This window comes from Vibrio sp. FF266 (genome assembly GCF_041439695.1).
GTDB classification, from domain to species: Bacteria; Pseudomonadota; Gammaproteobacteria; order Enterobacterales; family Vibrionaceae; genus Vibrio; species Vibrio tasmaniensis_A.
In genome coordinates this window covers 315339-341770 of record NZ_JBGOOO010000002.1, presented here as the reverse complement: position 1 = coordinate 341770, position 26432 = coordinate 315339, and the positions used below count along the sequence as shown (strand labels likewise).

Here is a 26432-nt window from a genome sequence, read left to right as displayed (position 1 = left end):
CTTAGTACGTACGTGCTTTCGGCGGGAATGCTTCACGATGGATAGGTTCCATGTTCACGCCACGCTTAGTCATACTTTCTGATTCAGGGTTGTACAGAGAATGGCATAGCCATTGCTCATCATCACGATCTGGGAAGTCGAAACGAGCATGCGCTCCACGACTCTCTGTACGGAAGTTTGCTGCAACCGCGGTTGCGAATGCCGTTTCCATCAAGTTTTCAAGCTCTAAACACTCAATACGTTGCGTGTTGAACTCAGTCGACTTGTCTGAAAGGTGTGCATTTTTAAGACGCTCACGAATCACTTTCAGCTCTTCTAAGCCGTCAGCCATCGCTTTACCTTCACGGAATACAGAGAAGTTGTTCTGCATACATTGCTGAAGGTCTTTACGAATTACCGCAGGATCTTCACCGTCAGTACTGTTTTCCCAACGATTGTAGCGCTCTAGTGAACGTTCAATGTCAGCTTCAGTTGCAGGTTTTGCTTCAGCTTGTTTGTTCAAAGTCTCACCAAGGTGAAGACCTGTCGCACGACCGAACACAACCAAATCAAGTAGCGAGTTGCCACCTAGACGGTTTGCACCGTGTACTGATACTGAAGCGATTTCGCCACAAGCGAATAGACCTTGAATTTCAACGTCTGTACCGTCTTCAGTTTGTTTAATTGCTTGACCAGAAACCTGTGTAGGAACACCACCCATCATGTAGTGACACGTTGGGATTACAGGAATTGGTTCTTTAACAGGATCAACGTGAGCGAACGTACGAGAAAGCTCACATACACCCGGTAGACGAGATTCAAGCGTCTCTTTACCTAGGTGATCGAGTTTCAACTTGATGTGTGGACCCCATGGACCATCACAACCACGACCTTCACGAATCTCAACCATCATCGAACGAGCTACAACATCACGACCAGCTAAATCTTTAGCATTCGGAGCATAACGTTCCATGAAGCGCTCGCCGTCTTTATTGAGAAGGTAACCACCTTCACCACGACAACCTTCTGTTACCAAAACACCTGCGCCAGCGATACCCGTTGGGTGGAACTGCCACATTTCGATGTCTTGCATTGGAACGCCTGCACGAATCGCCATGCCAACACCGTCACCAGTGTTAATGTGAGCATTGGTTGTTGATGCGTAAATACGACCAGCACCACCAGTAGCAAGGATTGTTGCCTTCGCTTTGAAGTAGCAAACCTCACCCGTCTCCATACAAAGCGCGGTAGTACCTAAGATTGCACCATCTTCGTTTTTAACAAGATCCAGTGCATACCACTCAGAGAAAACCGTCGTTTTGTGTTTAATGTTTTGTTGGTAAAGCGTGTGTAGCAGTGCGTGACCAGTACGGTCAGCTGCCGCTGCGGTACGAGCCGCTTGCTCACCACCAAAATTCTTAGATTGGCCACCAAACGGACGTTGGTAAATGCTGCCGTTATCAAAACGAGAAAATGGAAGACCCATTTTTTCTAATTCGATAACCGACTCAGGGCCATTTTTACACATGTATTCGATAGCATCTTGGTCGCCGATGTAATCGGAACCTTTTACCGTATCGTACATGTGTTGTTCCCAGTGATCTTCATGCGCATTACCAAGAGCAACGGTGATACCGCCTTGCGCAGATACAGTATGAGAACGAGTTGGGAAAACTTTAGAAAGCAACGCACAAGATAGGCCTTGCTCAGAAATTTGTAGCGCGGCGCGCATACCAGCACCACCAGCGCCAATTACTACAGCATCAAACTCACGAACAGGAATAGTCACTTACGCACCCCACAAAATAAACAGACCAGAGAAGAAATATCCTAGAAGAACCGCAACAACACCGACTTGAAGACCAACGCGCAATTTTGCACATTTGATGTAGTCAGTTAGTACTTGCCACAAGCCGATCCACGCGTGAACCAAAATTGAAGTAAGCGCTAACATGGTGAAGACTTTAGTGAAAGTACCACCAAAGAATTGCGTCCAAGATGCGTAAGAAATATCACCTGAGAAAGCACAGAAGCTCACTAGGTAGATAGTGTAAAGCGTCATAATGATGGCTGTTGCACGAATCAATAGATAATCATGCACACCATTACGACCAAAAGTAGAAACGTTGTTTACCATACTAAGATCCCCGCTAGTAGAGACAATACCGCTGTTGCTGCGAATGCACCCTTCGCGCTCTTAGCGCCAGATTCCAGCTCTTCAAAGTGACCAAGGTCCATAAGAAGGTGACGAATACCACCAGCAATGTGGTAAGCCAAAGCGGTTAAAATGCCCCACAGAATAAACTTCACGAAGAAACCGTCGACAATGTCGCTAGCTTCCATAAAGCCTACAGGGGAAGAGAGGGAAATGGATAGTAACCAAAGCAGAATTCCGATCGCAACAAAAGTAATCACCCCAGACACACGGTGTAGGATGGAAGCTATTGCTGTGATAGGAAAGTGGATGGTCTGTAAATCTAAATTAACAGGTCTTGTCTTTCTTTCTTTCACGGGCTCGCTCACTCAGCTCCATTGAGCATGATGGTCATTAAATAACCTTATGTATTGTTATGGACAAAATTTGATTGCAAACCCTCAAAATTTAACATTAACTTAACAAATAACATAAGTTGAGCCTTAGATAATTGTAAAATAATTGTTAACAACCAGGTTTCCGAAGACACCTCACATTTCTTCTTAGCCTTGCATTTATAAGGTTTTAACCAAACTTTTCAGCGCCACTATACGGCTGGCAACATTCTAATACAATTGATGCAACAAATAATGCTACACAGCACAGACTTTTAACGAATTTAATGTAAAAAACACTAACAAGTGCACACAAAGCTGCAGAAAAATTGACTTTCTGACGTAAGACCAGTAAAAAAATGGCACATAAACATCCTGGACGGATTAATAATAACAAAGGAGATTGTTATGGCGGATAAGAAAGCTACCCTTCATATTGAAGGTCAAGCGCCGATCGAATTGCCGATTACAGAAGGTGTACTTGGTACTCCAGTCATCGACGTTCGTACACTGGGTTCTAATGGTTTTTTCACTTTTGATCCTGGTTTTCTTGCCACTGCATCTTGTGAATCGCAAATCACTTATATTGACGGTGGAAAAGGTATCCTTCTACACCGTGGTTATCCAATTGATCAACTGGCCAATAACGCTGATTACTTAGAAGTTTGTTACATTCTTTTATACGGCGAAGCTCCTTCTCGAGCTCAATACGAAGAGTTCAAGACGACTGTCACGCGTCACACCATGGTTCATGAGCAAATTGCTAGTTTCTTCCACGGCTTCCGCCGTGATGCTCACCCAATGGCTGTTATGTGTGGTGTGGTAGGTGCGCTTGCTGCGTTCTATCATGATTCATTAGATGTTAATAACGACACACACCGTGAAATTGCGGCATACCGCCTAATTTCAAAAATGCCAACACTGGCTGCAATGTGTTACAAATATTCTATCGGTCAACCGTTTATCTACCCACGCAATGACCTAGGCTACGCAGAAAACTTCCTGCACATGATGTATGCGAATCCATGTGAAGAATATGAAGTGAACCCTGTTGTTGCTCGCGCAATGGACAAAATCTTTACGTTACACGCAGATCACGAACAAAATGCTTCAACGTCAACAGTTCGTTTAGCTGGCTCTTCGGGCGCAAACCCATTTGCTTGTATTGCTGCTGGTATCGCTTCTTTGTGGGGTCCGGCTCACGGCGGTGCTAACGAAGCTTGTCTAATGATGCTTGAAGAGATCGGTAGCGTAGACAACATTGAAGAGTACGTAGCAAAAGCAAAAGACAAAGATGATCCATTCCGTTTAATGGGCTTCGGCCACCGTGTTTACAAGAACTACGATCCACGTGCAACGGTAATGCGCGAAGCGTGCCACGAAGTACTTAAAGAGCTGAACATTCAAGATCCACTACTTGACGTTGCAATGGAACTTGAGCGCATCGCTCTTTCTGATGAGTACTTTGTATCGAAGAAACTATACCCGAACGTAGATTTCTACTCAGGTATCATTCTGAAAGCGATCGGTATTCCGGTATCAATGTTCACAGTAATCTTCGCGATGTCTCGTACTATCGGTTGGATTGCACACTGGAACGAAATGCACAGCGATCCGACGAACCGCATCGGTCGTCCTCGTCAGTTGTACACTGGTGAAGAACAGCGTGATTTCCAAGCTCTACACGAGCGCGAATAGTAAAGTTTCGACTTTTCTAATCGATTAAAATCAAAAAGGGTTGATGTATTAACATCAACCCTTTTCTTTTATATGCTCTCAACTCCGTCATCCTCAAGAGTGAGGGACGAGCGAGTTGGGGATCTCACTAATTGTATCGACAAGCTTTTAGACATTCCCTACTCCTTCCTTCGTCAGTCTAGGGAATGACGAATTACTTGAGATCTCTCGAAATAAAATCCATTAGAGTTCTAACTAGCCAGTCTCATCGACGGGTACAAATTTATAGTGACTCGTATCCTACATCCCATATTTTCTTTTTATACCGGGTTGTCGATATCGATAAACTCAACATCTAAGCCATGTTCTTTCGCTAACCACTCACCTAATGCCTTCACACCATAACGTTCTGTTGCGTGGTGTCCTGCTGCAAAGTAATGAATATCTTGCTCACGCGCTGAGTACGTAGTGCGCTCTGAAATCTCTCCAGAGATAAACGCATCAATACCTTGAGACGCCGCTAACTCAATGTAGTCTTGACCACCACCAGTACACCAACCGACAGTCGTAATCATTTTGTCTTGGTTCTCTGGAGCAATGTGTAATGGCTTGCGGTTCAAAGCTTGGCCAATCTTTTCTGCGAACTCTGAACCGGTCATTGGCGCACTCAACTTGCCAAACATCGCAACAGATTGTGGGTGCCCTTCTAAACCGCCTTCGACTTCGATATCAAGCAACTCAGCAAGCTTGGCGTTGTTGCCTAACTCAGGGTGAATATCAAGAGGCAAGTGGTAACCCAAAAGGTTGATGTCGTTTTTAATCAGGGTACGAATGCGCTTGCCCTTCATGCCACGAATCGCTTCTGACTCGCCTTTCCAGAAAAAGCCATGATGCACTAATAACGCGTCTGCGTTCAGTTCTACCGCTTTATCAATCAAGGCTTGAGAAGCTGTCACACCAGTAACGATATGCTTTACTTCTGGCGCACCTTCAACCTGCAAACCATTCGGGCAGTAATCTTTAATCTGCTGTGGCTGCAGTTTTTCGTTAAGAAGCTTTTCTAATTGTAAGTTATTCATTTTTATTTCCAGCTTACCTTTATAATAACGTCGTTATATCAATTTACGGGTAGAATGTCGAAAGCCCCAGGGTTATGTTTATAAAGAGCTAGTTTATGAGGAACAGATGACAGCACTGCAACGTTTTTACCAATGGGTTATCGACTCGCCACCGTTACTGGAAATCAAACCACCGATTTCGGATCTCAGTGCATTCTCTAGCCGCCATGCCATCGACTCATCACATACTTATGATGGAAACCCTAGATTAGGTTTCCTCTACCAGCACCTATGTGAACAAGTCATCGATGCTTCGGATAATTACTTAATCAAGCATGATGAGATTCAGATCAATGTGGAAGGTAGAACTCTCGGTGCAATCGACTTTATTCTTGAAGAAGAGAGCAGCCAAAAGCTGCAACATTGGGAAGTGGCGATTAAGTTTTATCTGCTCCATGAACAGACATGGTTTGGGCCTAACTCTCATGATCAATTGGATAAGAAGCTCGATAGGATGCTAAGCCACCAGCTTGGTATGTCATCTTCAGCCGCCTTTATTGAACAGTATCCAGAGATCGATGTCGACTCAAAACATCTCCTCATGCAGGGGCGTCTATATACCAACCCCTTCTTAGATCAAAAAGTACCTACTGAATGTTTGGGCTACGAAATTAATTCAAGCCAAGTAAACGGTTTTTGGTGCTATCAAAACCAAGCTCATTTAATTACTGAAGTGCTCTACCCTCTCACCAAAGAGCAATGGGCAGCGGGCACTGATGATTTCACCTGCGAGCCTATCACCGAGTTTGGTGATCGCTTCGTTCATGGGCAAACCAAATCAGGGCAGTTTTGGTTTGTGATGCCGCAAAGTTGGCCACACGGATAATCTATTCAGTTATTCAACCACTTAGTCCTAGCCGCTTTATCCACAAACTGATAAAAAAGGGCTGATGCTTTCACATCAACCCTTTCACTATTTACCTTATGACTCTACTAATCTGTATTCGATTATAGGCCAGCAGCTGCAAATACTTGATTAACAATCTCTTGAGCTTCTGCTTCGATTGCTTTTAGGTGCTCTTCACCTTTAAAGCTTTCACAGTAGATCTTGTAGATGTCTTCAGTACCTGATGGGCGAGCGGCAAACCAACCGTTCTCAGTTGTCACTTTTAGGCCGCCAATCGCAGCGCCATTACCTGGAGCATGCGTTAGGCGTGCAGTAATTGCATCACCAGCAAGCGTCTCAGCTGAGACCATCTCTGGAGATAGCTTCTTAAGCACGTCTTTTTGTGCACCGTTAGCTACTGCTTGAATACGGTTGTACTTAGATTCGCCGTGTTTAGCGGCAAGTTCTTCGTAGTATTCTTGTGGGTTCTTACCCGTTACTGCTGTGATCTCGGCCGCAAGTAGGCAAAGAATCAGGCCATCTTTATCTGTTGACCAAGGCGTACCGTCTTTACGTAAGAAAGATGCACCCGCACTCTCTTCACCACCGAAACCAAACTGACCGTTATAAAGGCCATCAACGAACCATTTGAAACCAACTGGCACTTCGCAAAGCTCGCGACCTAAGTCAGCAACAACGCGGTCAATCAATGCACTTGATACCAGAGTTTTACCAACAGCAACGTCTTTACCCCAACCTTCACGGTTGCGGTACAGGTAATCAATACACACTGCTAGGAAGTGGTTTGGATTCATTAAGCCTTTTGGCGTAACAATACCGTGGCGATCGTAATCAGGGTCGTTACCAAACGCTAATTGATAGTCGTCTTTAAGAGCCAGTAAACCTGCCATCGCGTATGGAGAAGAGCAGTCCATACGAACCACACCATCTTTGTCTAGAGACATAAATTGGAACGAAGGATCAACCGCTTCACTGACCAGAGTAAGGTCTAGGTTGTACGCTTTGCCAATTTGACGCCAGTAATCAATACCGCTACCACCCAGTGGATCAACACCAATCTTGATGTTTGCTTTCTGGATTGCTTCCATATCAACCACGTTAACCAAGTCAGCAACGTAAGGAGCAACTAAATCAACTTCTTTCACTAGCTCAGACTGTTTAGCCTGTGCGATAGGAGTGCGCTTAACGCCTTGCATTTGCTCAGCAATGATCACATTCGCACGATCTTCAATCGCTTGAGTCAGTTCAGCTTCAGCAGGGCCACCGTGTGTCGGGTTGTATTTAATGCCCCCGTCTTGAGGTGGGTTATGTGAAGGCGTGATAACAATGCCGTCAGCTTTTTTATCATTCACTAGATTGTGCGTAAGAATCGCGTGCGAGATACCTGGAGTTGGAGTAAAGCCATTGTTTTCTTGAACGATAACTTCAACGCCGTTTGCAACTAGCACTTCAATAACCGTAGAAAAAGCAGGCTCAGATAGAGCGTGAGTATCTTTGCCTAAGAAAAGTGGGCCTGTTGTACCTTGATCGGCACGAACCTCAGCAACCGCTTGTGCGATCGCTAGAATGTGGTTTTCATTAAATGTTGATTTGTCTGCTGTACCGCGGTGACCTGAAGTACCGAACAGTACTTTATGATCTGGGTTAGTAGCATCCGGTTGCTGTAAGAAATAGTTTGCAACTAAAGCCGGGATATTATGAAGATCTTCCTGCAGAGCTTTCTGCCCGGCACGAGGGTGCATAGCCATTATCGACATCCTTATATAAAATTTAAAAAACAAAAAAACCTCATAATATCTTCTTAGCCATGGATATTATGAGGTTTAAATCAGATTTCGTTAAATTGAACCTGTTACTTTTTCTATCAATTCTGCTTGGAAACTCATGCGGCTCATAAGCTGTTCAACCATCTGTCTTTTTCGGCTTGTATTGTTATTCGTAATAACCCAAAAAGGACTTTGTGGAATAGCTTTAGGCTTAGTTGTGTTGCCGTTTGCTAACAACGTCGCTTCGTTGTCTGCAAAGTAAACACGCTTACGGCCTTTTACTTGAGTTGCTTCTGAAAAGCTTAAAGGGTCGATTTTATGCAGTGTTGATAACACAAGCATGAAACGATCAATGGCTTTCTTTAGTGATGCAAACTCATCTGATATTAGTAGTGAGCGCATTTCTTTAACGCCATCGAACTTCTCTGGAGTAAAGCCTACCTCTTTGCTAACAACGATACCTTTTGGCTCAACGATCTCTTCGATCGGAACCGTGCCTTGGTTATCAACCAGTAACAAGCGGCGCAGAATATCTGAAGCGCTTTCGCCAATACGTTCTGTCTGACCCGCAATAAAACGGTATAGGTCCTCATCAACCTCAATTGTTTTCATTCGCTTTTCACAATCTCAATGTTTAAACTCTGAGGGATTATAGCGAGATCCGCGCGGATACTCTACGTCAAACCCACCATGAATAAGATAAAAATGTCAGTACAGCTCAACTATAAAATTGAAGGTGAGGGTCACACCATTGTTTTGATCCATGGATTATTCGGAAATTTGGACAACCTTGGCTTGCTCGCTAGGGATCTAAAAGCCGATCATCAGGTACTTAGCATCGATCTACGTAACCACGGTCAATCTTTCCATAATGACACTCATAATTATCAAGCTATGGCACAAGATGTGGCTCAACTGCTGAATGTTCTAGAGCTAGAAGATGTCACTGTGATTGGTCACTCGATGGGTGGCAAGGTAGCGATGGCACTGACACAGCACCTGACGCTGCGTAAATTGATTGTCTTAGATATGGCACCAGTCGCGTACACCCAAAGTCGTCACGACAACGTATTCGCAGGCCTACAAGCTGTGATAGAAGAAAAACCGACATCACGCTCAGAGGCGCTTAAGGTCCTCGCAAAACATATCGAAATTGATGGGGTTCGCCAGTTCTTAACGAAATCTTTGTTCAAATCAGAACAAGGCATCATGGAATGGCGTTTCAATGTTGCCTCGCTATTAAACAACTACCCACAGATTATTGGTTGGGAACCGATTGACAAAACCTCGGTCAAAACCTTGCTAATCAAGGGTGGTGACTCAGATTACCTGACGGCTGAACATCAAACCGCCGTTCAACAGCAGTTTTCCAACGCAAAGGCACATGTTATCGCCAATACTGGACATTGGCTACACGCGGAAAAGCCCGCTGAAGTGCTCCGTGCAATAAGGAAATTCATCAATTAGATAGGTTGATTAGTCGATATAAATGAGAGCTGTGTAATCACAGCAGATTAACTTTATCTCACAACAGTGATATAGTGCGCCCAAGCAAATTTGGTATATAAGGTTCCCATGCTTTACGACTACATGAACATCATTGAATCTGTTGGTTTAGATCTTCTGTTTGCCGCGATTTTCTTTCTAATCGGAATGGCAATTAAAGACGTTCTAAAGCAGGGAAATGTTCCTGCATTTGGTCGTCGTATCGTATGGTTAGTACTTTTCCTTGGCTGCGCAGGCTTTATCGCAAAAGGGATAATCCAACTAAGCTGGGAAGGAACTGGAATCTAACGATTTCCTCCGAACTTTATTACACCGACAACAGACAAAATGAAAGGTAATGATTCTATGGCAAGTGTAGGTCTCTTCTTTGGTAGCGATACAGGTAACACTGAAGCTGTTGCTAAGATGATTCAAAAGCAATTGGGCAAGCAGCTCGTTCAAGTTCAAGACATTGCAAAAAGCAGCAAAGAAGATATCGATAACTTCGATCTGCTGCTGCTTGGTATCCCTACGTGGTACTACGGCGAAGCACAATGTGATTGGGATGACTTTTTCCCTGAGCTAGAAGCTATTGATTTCTCAACTAAGCTTGTTGCTATTTTTGGTTGTGGCGACCAAGAAGATTACGCAGAATACTTCTGCGATGCTATGGGTACTATCCGTGATATCGTTGAAGCAAAAGGCGGTACTATCCTAGGTCACACGTCAACTGAAGGCTACGAATTCGAAGCATCGAAAGGTTTAGTTGAAGGCGATGACAGCCAGTTCGTTGGTCTATGTATCGATGAAGACCGTCAACCTGAGCTGACTGATGAGCGTGTATCTAACTGGGTTAAACAAGTCCACGAAGAGATGTGCCTGGCAGAGCTTGAAGACTAATTCATTAGCGGTCATTAATTGTTACAATTAATGACCGTTATGTAGATATGAAAAAACCTCCTTATAGGAGGTTTTTTTCTATCCAATATTTATCAATCAACACTCAGCTTCTAATGCTTCGTCATCCTCTCTAAATTGTGGCTTCTTTCTCACATAGAGAGTTCGCTGAATTTCCGAAACCACACTTCCCTGCTTATCTTTAACGTGGATGATAAATTCGGGGAAACACTTCTCACCAAGTTGTGTCTGACGATAGATATCCTCAAGTTGTCCTTGGCTTATCTCAAAGTCTGCATACAAGTCGGATTGACCAGGCTTGATAAAGTTAATACTCGCCTCTTTATCCCAAACATAATATCGCTCACCTAAAATCCCCATTAACATTAACGAGTAAACGGGATCGGTAAGAGAAAAGATACTGCCTCCATATTGAGTCCGATTAGCGTTCTTATTCCACCACCGCAACTTGAGCACAGTCTTAACAACCCTAAAGTCAGCGCTAATGTGGGCTATTCTAATTCCCGAGCCCCAAAAGGGAGGCCAAATATTGAGTGCAAATTTTACAATATTAGGTTTATATATTTTTGCGAGTTGCTTATTCATAACAACAATCCATGTTCATATCAAAAAACACCGTCACCTGACTGGTCGTACCTCCACTATAAGTGAGATACTTCCAATTTACAAAACAGATTGTGATGTCAGTGAGTAACCCTTTGAAGTTCGTGGTTTATTGTTATGCCTGACTAAACTATAATGGTATTAATATTGAATTCTGTTAATTGCTGCAGATCATCAACAGGAAAGTATATGTCAGACAATAATCAAGCGCTAAAAGATGCTGGTCTTAAAGTGACCCTCCCACGGCTCAAAATTTTAGAAGTATTACAACAACCAGACTGCCAACATATTAGTGCTGAAGATTTATATAAAAAGCTGATCGACTTAGGTGAAGAGATTGGTCTTGCGACCGTTTATCGCGTACTAAACCAATTCGATGATGCAGGCATTGTAACTCGTCACCACTTTGAAGGTGGTAAGTCTGTATTCGAACTTTCAACACAGCATCACCACGATCACCTAGTATGTTTAGACTGCGGTGAAGTTATCGAGTTCTCTGATGATCTTATCGAAGAAAGACAAAAAGAAATCGCTCAACGCTACAATGTACAGCTAACTAACCACAGTTTGTATCTGTATGGTAAAAGCATCACTGGGGATTGCAAAGGCAACCCAGACGCACATAAAGCGAAGAAGTAACACAGAACGCTGGCTTAGGCCGGCGTTTTTATTTGGGCTGATATTGTATTAAGAATCACAGTAGCTTGGCCCACAATTTGGTTATTTCTCAGATACAAAAAAACCGGCTCTAAGCCGGTTTTTTATTAAGCGTCTCTTGAGAAACTAAGCTCCGAGAAACAGAGCTTGGAAAAATAGAGTAGAGAAAAACAAAGCCATTAAGCCTCAGTTTTACCCCAAGTGTCACGTAGACCAACCGTGCGGTTGAATACTAGCGCGTCTGCTTTAGAGTCTTTCGAATCTACACAGAAATAACCTGTACGTTCAAACTGATACGCTTGCTCTGCCACACCTTCTGCTAGGCTAGGTTCAACAAAACCGTTTAGCGTAACAAGTGATTCAGGGTTTAGCGTTGCAGCGAAATCATCTGCAGCAGCAGGGTTTGGCACTGTGAATAGACGATCGTACAAACGAATCTCAGCAGGCAACGCTTTATCAGCAGATACCCAGTGAATAACGCCTTTCACTTTACGCCCATCTGCAGGGTTCTTACCCAATGTTTCATTGTCGTAAGAACAGAAGATAGTCGTAATGTTGCCTTCTGCATCTTTTTCGATACGTTCAGCTTTGATCACGTAAGCACCACGTAGACGAACTTCTTTACCTAGAACCAAACGCTTGTACTTTTTGTTTGCTTCTTCACGGAAGTCATCACGCTCAATCCAAACTTCTCGTGTAAATGGTACTTCACGAGTACCCATTTCTGGCTTGTTCGGGTGGTTTGCTACCGTTAATGTTTCTACTGTATCAGCGTCGTAGTTTTCAATCACGACCTTGATCGGATCAAGAACAGCCATTGCACGAGGTGCATTTTCGTTCAGGTCATCACGGATACAAGATTCAAGTGAACCGAACTCAATCATGTTCTCTTGCTTAGTCACACCAATACGTTTACAGAATTCACGAATCGAGCTTGAAGTGAAGCCACGACGACGCAAACCAGAAATAGTTGGCATACGTGGATCGTCCCAACCTTCAACTAGGTTTTCAACCACAAGTTGGTTCAGCTTACGCTTCGACATTACCGTGTATTCAAGATTCAGACGACTAAACTCGTACTGACGAGGTTGGCAATCAATCGTGATGTTGTCTAAAACCCAGTCATACAAACGACGGTTATCTTGGAATTCAAGCGTACAGATAGAGTGCGTAATGCCCTCTAGCGCATCAGAGATACAGTGAGTAAAGTCGTACATTGGGTAAATGCACCACTTATCAGCAGTTTGATGGTGGTGAGCAAAACGAACACGGTAGATAACAGGATCGCGCATAACCATGAATGAAGAGCTCATGTCGATCTTAGCACGTAGACACACTTTACCTTCTTCAAAGCCACCGTCACGCATTTTTTCGAACAACGCTAAGTTCTCTTCAGGGCTGCGATCACGGTATGGGCTCGCTTTACCTGGCTCTTTTAGCGTGCCACGGTACTCACGGATTTGATCAGGACTTAGCTCGTCAACGTACGCTAAGCCTTTATTAATTAATTCCACAGCATAAGCGTAAAGCGTATCGAAGTAGTTTGATGAGTAACAAATATCACCAGACCATTCAAAGCCTAACCAGCTTACATCATTCTTAATTGACTCAACGTATTCAACGTCTTCTTTTTCAGGGTTTGTATCATCGAAACGAAGATTACATTGTCCCTGGTAGTCCTGAGCAATACCAAAGTTCAAGCAAATAGATTTAGCGTGACCAATGTGCAGGTAGCCATTTGGCTCCGGCGGGAAACGAGTATGCACGCTACTGTGTGTACCATCCGCTAAATCTTTATCGATAATTTGGCGAATGAAATTCGATGGACGAGCCTCAGCTTCACTCATCTATAGCACCTCTATGTATTTAGTATTGTCAGAGAAAGTTATCTTTTGTACCAATGAAAATGGTCGCTTACAGCGCCTGTCAAAGATAGAAAGATCATTGTTGCTAATCATCCACAATTCTTCGCCTTTGCACAATAAGAACCGTCCGTTAATTGCGATTATTTCTGCTATTCGATGAAGAATAGAACGAACCGGGTTCATTGACCTTAAACAGTAGGCACAAAAAAGCCTCCCGTTTGGGAGGCTTTCAATTTGAAACTTACTTAAGAGTAACTTTACTTCTTAATTAAGTACTTCCGTCACTATGGAAGTTTTACATCAGATAGGTCTTCACCTGCACCGATAGCTTTCATTTCGCCAGCTACGATTTCAGCTAGTGGGCCTAGGATAACCTGTAGGTTGTTTTCACCTAGTTTAACCACACCTTTAGCGCCAAGCTTCTTAAGAACAGCTTCATCTGCGATAGAGCGGTCTTTAAGAGTTAGACGTAGACGAGTGATACAAGCGTCAATTGAAGTTAGGTTGTCGTGACCACCTAGTGCTTTCAGGTATTGACGTGCAACTTCACCTTTTGGTGCGTCGCCAGCAGGAGCGGCTACAGCTTCGTCATCATCTTCACGACCTGGCGATTTCAAGTTGAAAGCGCGGATTGCGAAAGAGAAAGTGAAGAAGTATAGAGCACCGAAACCAAGACCGATTAGTAGTAGTACGAATGGTTTAGTTGCTAGACCCCAGTTCAATACGAAGTCGATAAGACCAGCAGAGAAACCGAAACCGTGTAGAGTACCAAACATGTTTGCAACTACTAGAGACAGACCTGTAAATACAGCGTGCATTGCGTATAGAGCAGGAGCTAGGAATACGAACATGAATTCTAGCGGCTCTGTGATACCTGTTAGGAATGAACAGAATGCAACTGAGAACAGTGCACCACCAACTTGGCTGCGTTTTTCAGCAGGAGCAGCTAGGTACATTGCAAGTGCAGCACCTGGTAGACCGAACATCATTACAGGGAAGAAACCGTTCATGAATACGCCAGCGCCTTTATCGCCACCGAAGAAACGGTGTAGGTCGCCAGATTTAACAGTTTCAGTCACTTCTTTAACTACAGTAGTGATTTCTGGAGTTACAGAGTTAGCGAATGTGAATGTGTGCTCTTGGCCAACAACTAGAGTTTTAGCTAGTGATGGGTCAACACAAAGTTGAGTGATGTTAGCAAATACGCCTTGACCAGCAACGATGATTTCTTGACATGTACCCATACCGAACCAGAAGTATGAGTTCAATACGTGGTGTAGACCTACAGGGATAAGTGCACGGTTAAGAGTACCGTAAACGAATTGACCAATAGCGCCAGATGTTGATACTGCGTGAGCCAGTGCGTCTAGACCAGATTGAACACCAGGCCAAACCACACCAGACACAGCACCTGCAACAAGTGCAAATAGACCAGCCATGATAGGTACTAAACGTTTACCCGCAAAGAAAGCCAGCCACTCAGGAAGACGTGTTGCATGGAAAGCGTTGTAAGAGTGACCTGCGATGATACCAGCGAAGATACCGCCGAAGAATGACATGTTTACGTCAGCGTTAATTGTTGTTGCTGTCGCTGTTAGTACGAAGTAAGCAACTGCACCAGCAAGACCTGCTGCGCCGTTACCGTCTTTAGAAAGACCAATCGCGATACCTAGACCAAATAGCAATGGTAGGTTACCGAAGATAGCTCCACCAGCTTCTGCCATGAATGGAATATCAAGTAGATCGCCTTGACCTAAACGTAGTAGAAGCGCCGCAATCGGAAGTGTTGCGATAGGTAGCATTAATGCCTTACCTAGCTTCTGTGCATATCCTAGAATATTCACCAGTTGTTTCCCCCTATAGGATTTTTTAGAATTCATTTGAGAAACTTATTTTAGTCGCTCAATTTAGTCCTATTCAGTGTATTCAATTAATTTTGCCCCGCAAATTAAAACCTTACCATTTGTGATCCTAATCACCAGTTTTTACCAAATCCAGAGGTTTTTGCTAGCGAGATCATAAAACTTATTTTATCATTCAAAAAAATGAGTGTTTATAGATAAAATTCAAATCTAATCATTAGGCAAAAACATGATATTCCTAACTTTAGATTACCCTATGAATAATCATTACCAATGAACCTAAATGTATAATACAGATCAATTGTTCATATGTTTTTCAACAACTTAAATAGCTTCCCATTTTGAAGCCGTTCGCCCATAAAAGATAAATCGTTACGTAAATGATGCTCGCAAACTAAGTCCACATTTAGGTAACGAACAAATTTAAAAGATCTCACGAAATAAGGATTAGCTGACTATGTACGCGCTAAGTAACTGTAAAATTTACACTGGTAGTGATGTTCTAACCGATCATGCCGTCGTAATAGAAAATGAACTGATCAAAAAAGTCTGTCCTATCTCTGAATTGCCAGAAGGAATCGAGGTTCGCGATCTAAACGGAGCAAACCTAAGCCCAGGTTTCATTGACTTACAGCTGAATGGTTGTGGCGGTGTAATGCTTAACGATGAGATCACGGCAGAAACAATGCAGATCATGCACGAAGCAAACCTTAAATCAGGCTGTACTAGCTTCTTGCCTACGCTCATCACCTCTTCAGACGAAGATATGCGTGCAGTTATTACTGCAGCTCGTGAATATCACAACCAGTACCAAAACCAATCACTAGGTCTGCACCTTGAAGGTCCATACCTAAACGTTGCAAAAAAAGGCATTCATAGCGTCGATCACATTCGTAAATCAGACAGCGAAATGATTGAACTGATTTGTGAGAACAGCGACCTAGTTGCAAAAGTAACATTGGCACCAGAGCTTAATGATCCCGAACATATCGAGCGCCTACACAAAGCTGGCGTTGTCGTTTCAATCGGCCATACAAACGCGACTTACGCAGAAGCTCGACAAAGTTTCGAATCTGGTATCACTTTCGCTACTCACCTATTCAATGCGATGACCCCTATGGTCGGTCGTGAACCTGGCGTTGTTGGCGCGATTTACGACACGCCAGAAGTTTATGCTGGTATCATCGCCGACGGCTTCCACGTTGATTACGCAAACATCAGAATTGCGCACAAAATCAAGGGAGAAAAGCTAGTATTAGTGACGGATGCCACAGCTCCTGCAGGTGCTGACATGGAATACTTTATTTTTGTCGGTAAGAAAGTATATTACCGAGATGGTAAGTGTGTTGATGAAAACGGCACACTGGGCGGCTCAGCTCTGACTATGATTGAAGCAGTTCAGAATACAGTTGAGCACGCTGGTATCGCTTTAGACGAAGCTCTTCGCATGGCTACGCTATACCCAGCTACGGCTATCGGTGTAGAAAGCAAGCTAGGTCGAATCAAAAAAGGCATGGTTGCAAACCTAGCTGTATTTGACCGAGACTTTAACGTTAAAGCGACTGTTGTTAATGGACAATACGAGCACAATTAAGTATGAATGGCGGACAAATAGGTAACGTAGACTTAGTTAAACAACTAAACAGTGCGGCGGTATACCGACTAATAGACCAGCAAGGGCCTATCAGTCGTATACAAGTGGCTGATGTAAGCCAACTCGCACCGGCAAGTGTTACAAAAATTACCCGCCAACTTTTGGAGCGCGGCCTCATTAAAGAGGTTGCGCAACAAGCGTCTACTGGCGGTAGACGCGCGATCTCCCTAACCACAGAAGTCGACCCTTTTCATTCTGTCGCTGTACGCTTAGGTAGAGACTATATTCAAATAAGCCTTCATGACCTTGGTGGTCGTGAATTGGCTTTCCAACAACAAGACCTAGATTATTCAGACCAATCAGACCTTACACAAGGCTTGGTCAATAACCTCAAGGCTTTCATTGCTGAGCATCAGCCAAAGATCGACCAACTGATTGCCATTGGTGTCACCCTTCCAGGCTTGGTCAACCCAACGACCGGTGTTGTTGAGTACATGCCAAACACGGACATCGATAACCTCGCATTGAGCGATATTATTCGCGATACTTTCCATGTGGCTTGTTTTGTTGGTAATGACGTTAGAGGAATGGCGCTTGCTGAGCACTACTTCGGTGCAAGTAAAGACAGTCAAGATTCTATTTTGGTCAGTGTGCACCGTGGTACGGGTGCTGGTATTATCGTTAATGGACAGGTTTTCTTAGGCCATAACCGTAACGTGGGTGAAATTGGTCATATCCAAATTGATCCGCTAGGGGAACAATGCCAGTGTGGTAACTTCGGTTGTCTTGAAACCGTAGCGGCAAACCCTGCCATCGTTGATCGAGTGCAGAAGCTCATTAAGCAAGGCTATGAATCTTCTTTAACGGAACTTGAACATATTACGATTCAAGATGTTTGTGACCACGCAATCAATGGCGATGAACTCGCGAAGCAAAGCTTAGTCCGAGTAGGAAACCAGTTAGGTAAGGCTATCGCGATGACGATTAACCTGTTTAACCCTCAGAAAGTAATCATTGCTGGTGATATTACTAAGGCACAAGAGATTGTTTTCCCTGCAATTAAGCGCAATGTAGAGAATCAGTCGTTAACGACTTTCCATAGCGGCCTGCCTATTGTAGCATCACAGATCGATAAACATCCTACGATGGGAGCCTTTGCCATGATTAAGCGCGCCATGCTCAACGGTGTGTTACTGCAAAAGCTTCTTGAAGACTAAAGAAAACAATTCTGATTTTCCGCGGGCCGTGTTTGTATAAACACGGCCCGTTTTTTTAAGCTAGGGAACTACAACAACAAGTTATGGAACTTATATTAATATCCACTGCGTTTATCGCAGGATTTATTGCTTTAAAATGCCACCTCCCCCCATTAGTTGGTTTTTTGGTTGCAGGTTTCGGGCTTTATGCCCTTGGCTTTGAAACCAATGACACCATCATTACTTTGGCTGACCTTGGTGTCACCCTTCTCTTATTTACTATTGGCTTAAAGCTGGACATCAAAACCCTACTCTCTAAAGAGATCTGGGCTGGCGCAACAATCCACAATCTTTTATCCACTCTGTTTTTTGCAGCCGCTCTATTTGGTTTTAAGTTTCTAGGTATTTCATCTCTAGCAGCCATGTCAATAGAACAGATCGTTCTACTCGGTTTTGCTCTTTCATTTTCTAGTACTGTATTTGCGGTCAAGTCTCTACAAGAGAAAGGGGAAATGAATGCTACCTATGGCACACTAGCGATTGGCATTCTGGTCATGCAAGATATCTTTGCTGTCGTATTCTTGACTGCATCGACTGGCAAAATTCCAGAGTGGTATGCGATCGCACTGTTCGCTTTGCCTTTCTTTCGCCCATTGTTCTACAAAGTCCTCGATTGGGTTGGGCACGGTGAAATGTTGGTGCTATTCGGTATCTTCTTCGCATTAGTTGTTGGTGCTGGCTTGTTCCAGTTTGTAGGAGTAAAACCAGACTTAGGTGCCCTTATCCTAGGTATGCTATTAGCCGGTCACCCAAAAGCTTCAGAGCTATCGAAGTCGCTGTTTAACCTCAAAGAGCTTTTCCTCGTCTGCTTCTTCTTGAATATTGGCTTGTCAGAACAGCCAACTATTCAGGGTTTTATGCTTGCAGTCTTGTTCTTATTGTTACTGCCAGTGAAAGGCGTTCTGTACTTCTTGGTACTAAACCGATTCAAGTTCCGTGTTCGAACCTCCCTACTCACTTCTTTGTCACTATTTAACTACAGTGAATTTGGCCTCATCGTCGGTGGCCTTGCTTTTAAGATGGGCTGGATGTCTGGCGACATCTTGGTGGCAGTGGCTATAGCCGTTTCATTGTCGTTCTTAATCGCTGCACCTCTCAACAAAGCGGGTCACAAACTTTATCAACAATCAGGTCGCTGGTTAAAAGAGCACGCTGCTGAGAAGCTCCACCAACGTGACAAACGAATTGACCCAGGTCGGGCTCAAGTTCTAATTCTTGGTATGGGACGCATTGGTACTGGTGCCTACGACGAATTACGCTCACGCTACGGCAAAGTGAGTTTAGGTGTAGAAGTTCGTGAAGACGCGGCACATAACCACAGAAGCCATGGCAGAAACGTTATTTCTGGTGACGCAACTGACCCGGATTTCTGGGAACGAATCTTAGACACAGCAAACGTAAAACTGGTGATCTTGGCTATGCCTCACCACCAAGGTAATCAAACCGCCTTAGAACAATTAAAATCACGAAACTTTAAAGGTCAAATAGCGGCAATTGCCGAATATCCAGATCAGCTCGAAACACTGAAAGAGAATGGCGTCGATGCGGCATTTAACATTTACAGCGAAGCTGGTAGCGGTTTTGCCCGACATGTTTGTGAACAATTGAATCCGAACATCAATAAAATATGATATTCAACACGTTCCATTTAACCTCTCAAAATTGCGATTTTTTTGCACTTTTGAGAGGTTTTTGTTTAAAAAACCAACCGCAATTAGACGCCACTCACCAAAACCACTTTAAAATTAGATAATTTCTAACATAAACCCCTTTATATTATTTTTTTGCTCACATTCGGTTGCTTTTTTTAGCCAGAATGGCAAATTGAATACAGTTGATTTAGAAATTATTTAAAAGGAAGTTCTATGTGTTCAGTATTTGGCATTCTCGACATTAAAAGTGATGCCGCAGCACTTCGCCCTATTGCTTTAGAAATGTCTAAAAAGCTTCGTCACCGTGGCCCAGATTGGTCTGGTATCTATGCTGGTGAAAAAGCCATTCTTGCTCACGAGCGTTTGGCTATCGTCGGCTTAAACAGTGGTGCACAACCACTATACAGCCAAGATAAAAAGCACATTCTTGCAGTGAACGGCGAAATTTATAACCACAAAGAACTTCGCGCACGCTATGAAGATAAGTACCAGTTCCAGACTGATTCAGACTGTGAAGTTATCCTAGCGTTATACCAAGAAATGGGCGCGGACCTTTTAGAAGAACTTAACGGTATTTTCGCATTCGTTTTATATGACGAAGAGAAAGACGAGTACCTAGTGGGCCGTGATCACATCGGTATCATCCCACTTTACCAAGGCTACGATGAGCACGGCAACTATTACGTTGCTTCAGAGATGAAAGCACTGGTTCCAGTTTGTAAGACGATCAGTGAGTTCCCTCCTGGTAGCTTCTACTCTTCTAAAGATGCAGAACCTCAACGCTACTACATCCGCGATTGGAACGAATACGCAGCCGTTCAAGGTAACAGCACAAGCAAAGAAGAGCTAACTGAAGCGCTAGAAGCTGCTGTTAAGCGTCAACTAATGACTGACGTTCCTTACGGTGTACTTCTATCTGGTGGCCTTGATTCATCAATCACTTCTGCAGTCGCTAAACGTTTTGCAGCAATGCGTATCGAAGATGACGAGCAATCAGAAGCTTGGTGGCCACAACTACACTCATTTGCTGTTGGCCTAGAAAATGCTCCCGATCTGATTGCTGCACGTGAAGTTGCGGACAAAATCGGTACTGTACACCATGAGATGACTTACACCATTCAGGAAGGCTTAGATGCAATCCGTGATGTTATCTACCACATCGAAACTTACGATGTAACGACCATTCGTGCATCGACGCCAATGTACTTGCTTGCTCGTAAGATCAAAGCAATGGGTATCAAAATGGTACTTTCTGGTGAAGGTGCTGATGAAATCTTTGGTGGCTACCTGTACTTCCATAAAGCGCCAAACGCAAAAGAGTTCCACGAAGAGACGGTACGTAAACTTCTTGCTCTAAGCATGTTTGACTGTGCTCGTGCAAACAAATCACTTGCAGCATGGGGAGTCGAAGGTCGTGTACCATTCTTGGATAAAGAGTTCATCGATGTGGCTATGCGTTTAAACCCTGAAGACAAAATGTGCGGTAACGGTAAAATGGAGAAACACATCCTACGTGAGTGTTTTGAAGACTACTTACCAGATTCAATCGCATGGCGCCAAAAAGAACAGTTCTCTGATGGTGTTGGCTACGACTGGATTGATACATTGAAAGTAACGGCTGAAGAAAAAGTAACGGATCAACAAATGGAAGCTGCTCAGTTCCGTTTCCCTTACAACACACCAACAACCAAAGAAGGTTATGCTTACCGTGAAATCTTTGAGGAGCTATTCCCTCTAGAATCGGCGGCAGAGTGTGTACCTGGCGGCCCTTCAGTTGCCTGTTCATCAGCAAAAGCGATCGAGTGGGATGAGTCATTCAAAAACTGTGTAGACCCATCAGGCCGTGCGGTACAAGCCGTTCACAACGACGCCTATAACGCTTAAGCGTTTGAAAAATCAAATACTAAAAAAGGCGCATTATGCGCCTTTTTGTTTTAAGCCTAGTTTTTACTTTTTAATATTTCACTTATACGTGAGCTTGTAGTGCTTCGTTTTCAATACTGATCGGAACCACTTGGCTGATCATTTTTACGAGCATAATGGATCGAGCTTCGCCATCTTTCTGATGGTAAATAGCTTCAACACCCGCAAACTGGCCACTATTAATTTTGACAACTTGCCCTGTCTCAAATTCAACACAGCAATCTTCAACTTCGCTACTGCAACACTTCTCGAACTCTTTTAGCTCAAAAACCAAATCACCTTGGACTTCATACGGCCTTGCACCGAACTTAATAAAGTCGACAACACCACGAGTCGAACGAACTGTCGTAAAACTAGGGCCTTGCTCATAATCAAAGCGAACAAAGATATAAGACGGGAACAGCGGTTCTTTGACCTGCTTCTCTTTCCCTCTCACGACCTTCTTGACATCGATTTGAGGGTAAAAGCACTCTACCCCCTGATTTTCTAGGTGCTGTTGAGCGCGTTTTTGATCACCACGCTTACAGTAAAGTAAATACCAACGTTTCATTTAACTCGCCATCTTCGTTCTTTGGACATTTAACCACAGCCTAAAACAGTTTAGTCGCCGTTGATAAATGAGTCCTGATAAGCGAGAAATTACGCGCAACAGACAGACTTATCAACCAAAAAGTCATAGGTAAAAAATTTGGTCAGTCATTGTACAAGGAACATTTAGAGATCAAAAGACTCATTGCTGTAAGCATATGTATATCGCAGATAATATGAATAACATTCCCTATAAGATCATAACGATAGGCTAGGGCAATAGATCTAAACATTTTTATTGGATAGGATCTTAAAAAAGGTTACTAACCAACCAGGTCAAATATGGAAAATTAGTTTGCAGCACAAGCAGAATGGGCCACATTAAAAGTAAATTTATTTAATATCAACACTTTAGCAAAACCAAGTTATCGTGACCACAAAACATGCCTATTGCAGACTTTTACCCTACTGTGTATACATGAATGACTATAAAATCTTTTAATACCTAAAATTAGTAAAACTTATGCCAAGCAATCACAACATCTTTGGCCACCCTAGAGGCCTATTTTTATTATTTAGCACAGAGCTATGGGAACGTTTCTCCTACTACGCGATGCGTGCCATCCTTGTTTTATTTTTGACTGACACGACCCTCAACGGTGGACTTGGTTGGTCAACGAAAGACGCACTTGATCTCTACGGTATTTACACTGGCTTAGTCTACATCACGCCATTGATCGGTGGCTGGATTGCCGATAACTACTTAGGACAACGTAAATCGATCCTAGTGGGTGGTGTATTAATGGCACTCGGCCAGTTTACACTCGCTCTTCCTAACGGCGCTATTGGCTTAGACCAAGTAAATGCTCTTTATCTAGGTTTAGCACTACTTATCAGTGGTAACGGTATGTTTAAGCCAAACATCTCGACCATGGTTGGTGACCTATACCAAGAAGGCGATAACCGCCGTGACGGTGCATTCACCATTTTCTACATGGGCATCAACTTAGGTGCATTATTAGGTGGCTTGATTTCAGGCGCTGCTGTCGACTCTTTCGGCTGGAAAGCAGGTTTCTTAGCCGCTGGTATTGGTATGGTTATTAGCTTAATCATGCAAATGACAATGGCTCAATCTTGGTTAGGTAACATTGGTTCAGTGCCCGCAGCTGCGCGAGCAAAAGCACTGAACAAATCAAAAGAAAAAACGCCACTAACCAAAGAAGAGTTCGATCGATTAAAAGTTATTCTGGTTATGGGTCTATTCGTCATAGTTTTCTGGGCGGGCTTTGAACAAGCTGGCGGTCTGATGAATATCTATACTCAACAATATACTGACCGCATGATTGGTGGCTTTGAAGTCCCAGCGGCGTGGTTCCAATCTCTGAACCCATTCTTCATCATTACACTTGCACCAATCATTGCTGCATTTTGGGTTAAGCTTGGTAAGCGTGAACCAAATTCTCCAGTGAAATTTGCAATGGCTTTGTTCTTCCTAGCTCTTGGTTTTGTGTGCATGATGGGCGCTGTAATGGAGCAAGGTGGCGACCTAACAGTGAAAACATCAATGCTGTGGCTAGTCGGTGCTTTCTTCTTCCATACCCTTGGCGAACTTTGTCTATCTCCTATTGGCCTGTCGTTGGTCACTAAGTTAGCTCCGCTTCGTCTCGCATCGCTAATGATGGGTGCATGGTTTGGCTTCAACGCTGTCGCAAACTACGTAGCTGGCCTTGTGGGTTCTCACGTTGGTGAGCTTGGCGCAATGTCTATCTTCGGTGGTATCGCAATTACAGCGACAATAAGTGGCGTCTTACTTCTTCTTTGTGCTGGCAAGCTTGTATCATGGATGCATGGCGTAGAAAGCAACATGATGCTTGAAGCAGAGCCAAAAGCAGAAACTTCGGTTGCTTAATATCTAGACCTATTTCAAGAAGAAACATCCAGATCAAAAAGGGCTGCTCAATGAGCAGCCCTTTTGTTATTTTTAGATGTGCATGACAGTTTAGGCGAAGTCGTATTTAACGATACAGCGCCACTAACTCCGCCATCATATCGATGTGCGAGTCTCTATCATTCAAACACGTAATGTAGCTAAAGTCTGAGCCACCAGCGTCAATGAAGGTCTCTTTACACTGATCCGAAATCTCTTCCAACGTTTCTAAACAATCCACAGAAAATGCAGGCGCCATAATATCGATTTTTTTGATGCCTTTGCTTGGCAATGATTCAAGTGTCTCGTCAGTGTATGGCTTCAACCACTCTTCTCGACCAAATCGAGATTGGTATGTCATGGTGATATCGTCCGCTGATAAGCCTAACTCAGCAGCAAGGAGCTCTGTTGTCGCTTCACAATGCTGTGGGTAGATGTCGCCTTCATCAGCCAATCGTTTCGGAATACCGTGGAAAGAACAAACTAAATGATCGGCTCTACCATTTTTATCCCAATGGCTACGCACGCTTTCAGCCAATGCTTTTGCGTAGCTTGGGTGCGCGTAGTAGTCGCGAATAAAGCGATAGCTCGGAATCACTGGCATCTGCTTAAAGGCCTTGGTTAAGCCATCAGATACGGCCGCTGTGGTTGTGCCTGAGTATTGAGGATATAAAGGCAATACGATGATGTCTTCAACGCCCTGATCCATTAATTGCTCAACGCCCGTTTTAAGGCTTGGGTTACCATAGGTCATACCCAGCGCTACGGGTATCTGTAATTTTTTCTGGAGCTTTTCGGCTTGTCTTTGAGAGTACACAAGCAGTGGTGAGCCTTCATCCATCCAAACAGACTGATACAGCTTAGCCACTTTCGGCGCTCTAATCGGTAAGATCACCCCATGTAAAATAGGACACCACAACCAACGCGTTAAGTTTACGACTCGCTTGTCGTGTAAGAATTCACTCAAAAATCGACGAACGCCAGCTGGGGTCGCTGAGTCTGGTGTTCCTAAGTTCACCAGTAAAACGCCCTGCTTTTTATTATTTTCCATAGATACCTGAGACCAATATGTGATTTTCTGGAACGTAATATACTAATCTACATAAGTTTAAGATCATTGTTGTGCTACTAAATTTAAGAATAATCGTTCTTAACCTAGGTGATCACAACATCACATTAATCGTTAGCCGCGCGAATCTAAGCCGTACCACGGAAACAGTGCACAATCGAGTTTATCTAGATTGGTATATGACTAAAAATTGAAACAAAAAAAGCGACCTTAAGGTCGCTTCCAATATATCAAATTCTAAAACTGGCTGTTAGCCAATTATGCTAGTGCTTTCTCAAGTTCTGCACTAACTTCAGCAACTTGCTTAGTACCGTCGAACTTAAGGTACTTAGTGTTACCTGCTTCAGCTTCTTTACCGTAGTAAGAGATAAGCGGAGCTGTTTGATCGTGGTATACACCTAGACGTGCACGAACTGTTTCTTCTTTGTCGTCATCACGAACCACTAGCTCTTCGCCAGTGATGTCATCTTTACCTTCTTCTTTAGGCGGGTTGTACACATTGTGGTATGTACGGCCAGAAGGAAGGTGAGCACGACGACCAGCCATACGCTCAACAATCACATCGTCAGCTACGTCGAATTCAACAACGTAGTCTACTGCGATACCCATTTCTTTTAGGCCATCAGCTTGAGGGATTGTGCGTGGGAAACCGTCTAGTAGGAAACCTTTCTCACAGTCATCTTGAGCGATACGCTCTTTGATTAGACCAAGGATAATTTCATCAGAAACTAGCTGACCAGCGTCGATTACTGATTTTGCTTGCTTACCAAGCTCAGTACCCGCTTTGATAGCAGCACGTAGCATGTCACCAGTTGAAATTTGAGGGATACCAAATTTGTTCATGATGAAGTTAGCTTGAGTACCTTTACCCGCGCCAGGAGCACCTAGAAGAATGATGCGCATGTTTAATCCTCTTATAAAAATTATGATTTATACCGAAGCTCACTATCCCGCCTTTCTGGTTCAATTTAAGTCGAACAAGAGAGGTTAGGTAACAACTGAGGCTAAGCACAACTGTAAACAGAAGCAAAACGGTAAGTTTCGGTATAACGTTTAAAAATCATACAACTGGAGATGATAGGTTCATAGTACCAGCTGATTAGGTCGAGCATTCTATCACATTAATATTCAATTTTGCTTAAATTAAGACTAAAGAATGTATCGACAGCGTTTTCGT

The 26432-nt window shown here is 43.5% G+C and carries 23 protein-coding genes; 11 read left to right on the top strand and 12 right to left on the bottom strand.

Translation table 11 applies throughout. From position 1 onward, the window contains the following. Position 1 precedes the first annotated feature (1 nt). The 3 genes from sdhA to sdhC are packed head-to-tail and all read right to left on the bottom strand — an operon-like array spanning position 2 to position 2502. A complete protein-coding gene (gene sdhA, locus ACED59_RS03355) occupies positions 2-1768 on the bottom strand; it encodes a succinate dehydrogenase flavoprotein subunit (RefSeq protein ID WP_009847321.1) in 1767 nt (588 codons plus the stop codon). Next, the gene (gene sdhD, locus ACED59_RS03350) at positions 1769-2116 is read right to left on the bottom strand and encodes a succinate dehydrogenase, hydrophobic membrane anchor protein (RefSeq protein WP_004734215.1); all 348 of its coding nucleotides are present in this window, start codon (positions 2114-2116) and stop codon (positions 1769-1771) included. It lies immediately after the preceding gene. Beyond that, positions 2110-2502: a succinate dehydrogenase cytochrome b556 subunit gene (gene sdhC / locus ACED59_RS03345; protein ID WP_017096867.1), complete on the bottom strand. Its 393-nt coding sequence runs from the start codon at positions 2500-2502 to the stop codon at positions 2110-2112. The genes sdhD and sdhC overlap by 7 nt, the downstream gene beginning before the upstream one ends. A 414-nt stretch (positions 2503-2916) precedes the next feature. On the opposite strand from sdhC, the gene ACED59_RS03340 reads away from it, so the two are divergent. Continuing rightward, entirely contained in the window at positions 2917-4206 is a 1290-nt protein-coding gene (locus ACED59_RS03340) for a citrate synthase (protein WP_004734217.1), read from the top strand. Positions 4207-4505: 299 nt separating this feature from the next. Here the strand turns inward: ACED59_RS03340 and ACED59_RS03335 are convergent, their stop codons facing one another. Then, positions 4506-5264 carry a Nif3-like dinuclear metal center hexameric protein gene (locus ACED59_RS03335; RefSeq protein ID WP_017096866.1) on the bottom strand — a complete coding sequence of 253 codons (759 nt, stop codon included), beginning with the start codon at positions 5262-5264 and terminating at the stop codon, positions 4506-4508. A 106-nt stretch (positions 5265-5370) separates the two neighbouring features. On the opposite strand from ACED59_RS03335, the gene ACED59_RS03330 reads away from it, so the two are divergent. Continuing rightward, positions 5371-6129 carry a DUF1853 family protein gene (locus ACED59_RS03330; RefSeq protein WP_017096865.1) on the top strand — a complete coding sequence of 253 codons (759 nt, stop codon included), beginning with the start codon at positions 5371-5373 and terminating at the stop codon, positions 6127-6129. Positions 6130-6251: 122 nt separating this feature from the next. On the opposite strand, the gene pgm is transcribed toward ACED59_RS03330, so the two are convergent. Continuing rightward, positions 6252-7898, bottom strand: coding sequence for a phosphoglucomutase (alpha-D-glucose-1,6-bisphosphate-dependent) (gene pgm, locus ACED59_RS03325; RefSeq protein WP_009847325.1), 1647 nt, complete (start codon positions 7896-7898; stop codon positions 6252-6254). A gap of 90 nt (positions 7899-7988) precedes the next feature. After that, positions 7989-8528, bottom strand: a complete 540-nt coding sequence (gene seqA, locus ACED59_RS03320; protein ID WP_009847326.1) for a replication initiation negative regulator SeqA — start codon at positions 8526-8528, stop codon at positions 7989-7991. A 93-nt stretch (positions 8529-8621) separates the two neighbouring features. Between seqA and ACED59_RS03315 the strand changes: the two genes are divergently transcribed. From ACED59_RS03315 to fldA, 3 genes are all read left to right on the top strand, one after another. After that, on the top strand, positions 8622-9383 hold the full coding sequence (locus tag ACED59_RS03315; protein ID WP_017096864.1) for an alpha/beta fold hydrolase: 762 nt from the start codon (positions 8622-8624) through the stop codon (positions 9381-9383). Between the two features lie 108 nt (positions 9384-9491). Then, positions 9492-9710, top strand: coding sequence for a DUF2788 domain-containing protein (locus ACED59_RS03310; RefSeq protein ID WP_009847328.1), 219 nt, complete (start codon positions 9492-9494; stop codon positions 9708-9710). Positions 9711-9767: 57 nt separating this feature from the next. Continuing rightward, entirely contained in the window at positions 9768-10301 is a 534-nt protein-coding gene (gene fldA, locus ACED59_RS03305) for a flavodoxin FldA (protein WP_017096863.1), read from the top strand. 96 nt (positions 10302-10397) lie between these two features. Here the strand turns inward: fldA and ACED59_RS03300 are convergent, their stop codons facing one another. After that, positions 10398-10904 (bottom strand): DUF4442 domain-containing protein, encoded by a 507-nt coding sequence (locus ACED59_RS03300; RefSeq protein ID WP_009847330.1) that lies wholly within the window; start codon positions 10902-10904, stop codon positions 10398-10400. 207 nt (positions 10905-11111) lie between these two features. Between ACED59_RS03300 and fcrX the strand changes: the two genes are divergently transcribed. Then, positions 11112-11561 carry a ferric iron uptake transcriptional regulator FcrX gene (gene fcrX / locus ACED59_RS03295; RefSeq protein WP_004734226.1) on the top strand — a complete coding sequence of 150 codons (450 nt, stop codon included), beginning with the start codon at positions 11112-11114 and terminating at the stop codon, positions 11559-11561. 197 nt (positions 11562-11758) lie between these two features. Here the strand turns inward: fcrX and glnS are convergent, their stop codons facing one another. Both glnS and nagE read right to left on the bottom strand, forming a co-directional pair. Then, the gene (gene glnS / locus ACED59_RS03290) at positions 11759-13426 is read right to left on the bottom strand and encodes a glutamine--tRNA ligase (RefSeq protein WP_017096862.1); all 1668 of its coding nucleotides are present in this window, start codon (positions 13424-13426) and stop codon (positions 11759-11761) included. Positions 13427-13728: 302 nt separating this feature from the next. Continuing rightward, positions 13729-15288, bottom strand: a complete 1560-nt coding sequence (gene nagE, locus ACED59_RS03285; protein ID WP_029223804.1) for an N-acetylglucosamine-specific PTS transporter subunit IIBC — start codon at positions 15286-15288, stop codon at positions 13729-13731. Positions 15289-15763: 475 nt separating this feature from the next. Between nagE and nagA the strand changes: the two genes are divergently transcribed. The 4 genes from nagA to asnB all read left to right on the top strand — a co-directional run bounded on the left by nagA (position 15764) and on the right by asnB (position 21692). Continuing rightward, positions 15764-16900: an N-acetylglucosamine-6-phosphate deacetylase gene (nagA, locus tag ACED59_RS03280; protein ID WP_012604541.1), complete on the top strand. Its 1137-nt coding sequence runs from the start codon at positions 15764-15766 to the stop codon at positions 16898-16900. Positions 16901-16902: 2 nt separating this feature from the next. After that, entirely contained in the window at positions 16903-18117 is a 1215-nt protein-coding gene (locus tag ACED59_RS03275; protein WP_009847335.1) for an ROK family protein, read from the top strand. 83 nt (positions 18118-18200) lie between these two features. Then, the gene (locus tag ACED59_RS03270; protein ID WP_009847336.1) at positions 18201-19787 is read left to right on the top strand and encodes a cation:proton antiporter family protein; all 1587 of its coding nucleotides are present in this window, start codon (positions 18201-18203) and stop codon (positions 19785-19787) included. Positions 19788-20021: 234 nt separating this feature from the next. After that, positions 20022-21692, top strand: a complete 1671-nt coding sequence (gene asnB / locus ACED59_RS03265) for an asparagine synthase B (RefSeq protein WP_017096860.1) — start codon at positions 20022-20024, stop codon at positions 21690-21692. Between the two features lie 82 nt (positions 21693-21774). Here asnB and rfaH read toward each other — a convergent pair whose 3' ends face one another. Further along, positions 21775-22281, bottom strand: coding sequence for a transcription/translation regulatory transformer protein RfaH (gene rfaH / locus ACED59_RS03260; RefSeq protein ID WP_017096859.1), 507 nt, complete (start codon positions 22279-22281; stop codon positions 21775-21777). A 501-nt stretch (positions 22282-22782) separates the two neighbouring features. Here rfaH and ACED59_RS03255 point away from each other — a divergent pair. Then, positions 22783-24168: a peptide MFS transporter gene (locus tag ACED59_RS03255; protein ID WP_012604544.1), complete on the top strand. Its 1386-nt coding sequence runs from the start codon at positions 22783-22785 to the stop codon at positions 24166-24168. Positions 24169-24274: 106 nt separating this feature from the next. On the opposite strand, the gene hemH is transcribed toward ACED59_RS03255, so the two are convergent. Next, positions 24275-25237 (bottom strand): ferrochelatase, encoded by a 963-nt coding sequence (hemH, locus tag ACED59_RS03250; RefSeq protein ID WP_012604545.1) that lies wholly within the window; start codon positions 25235-25237, stop codon positions 24275-24277. A gap of 276 nt (positions 25238-25513) precedes the next feature. After that, positions 25514-26158 carry an adenylate kinase gene (adk, locus tag ACED59_RS03245; RefSeq protein WP_009847341.1) on the bottom strand — a complete coding sequence of 215 codons (645 nt, stop codon included), beginning with the start codon at positions 26156-26158 and terminating at the stop codon, positions 25514-25516. Between the last annotated feature and the right edge of the window lie 274 nt (positions 26159-26432).